The organism is Vibrio sp. 1078-1 (assembly GCF_033340475.1).
This window is the reverse complement of the sequence record NZ_JAWOWM010000423.1, coordinates 1-664: the sequence shown is the minus strand read 5'-3', so window position 1 is coordinate 664 and position 664 is coordinate 1. Positions and strand designations below refer to the sequence as shown.

The window sequence follows — 664 nt, the reverse complement described above, 5'->3', positions numbered from 1 at the left end:
ACGTATTCTTCTTAAATCAAAAAGCTGGAAAATCAAATACTCACCTTACTCAGTATTGATTGAATGCTTAACGTAACATACTAGATATAATCAACTATTTGCAGGCAGTTTTTAATAAATGTCCTCATCTTTAATGACGTCATCAGGCTTTAGATTTTTATTCCCGATCGCACTATTAGGTATGGTGAGTGTTGGTATGGGCAACATCATTCAGATGACTCAATCCAACTGGGGTATTGCTGCAAACCTACCTTATATCTTGCTAGGTTGTGCGCTCGTGCTTTGCTACTCCTTTAAGCAAGGCAGAGAGTCAATGGTCTGTTTATCCTTGTTGGTGGCATACTTTGTTATTCAGCATCGATTGCAAGTCCCTCTAAACAGCGGAACCGCGTTATTAGAACTCACTATTCTCGCTACCCTGCTTCCTGTCTCCTTTTTGACGGTCTTTCTGTTCAACAAAGATGGATTCGATTCAAAAGCCATGTTCATCTATGTTTTGATGCTGGTGATGTTCATCTTGTGGTCCTACATCATCTTGGCTTATTACGTTGATGGTGGCTTTGAGCAATGGACCAGCGGCATTTTGTTCATTGTGCCTAGCGTATCTAAGCTGCCGTTTATTCTTGTTTTGTATTGTGTTGGTATTGTGTGCTTTCTCGGTATT

1 pseudogene is annotated in these 664 nt (G+C 40.2%); it reads left to right on the top strand.

Annotated features, from left to right (window positions below):
• Window positions 1–118 precede the first annotated feature (118 nt).
• A pseudogene (locus R7190_RS27975) lies at window positions 119–664 on the top strand (GGDEF domain-containing protein); the annotation flags it as partial.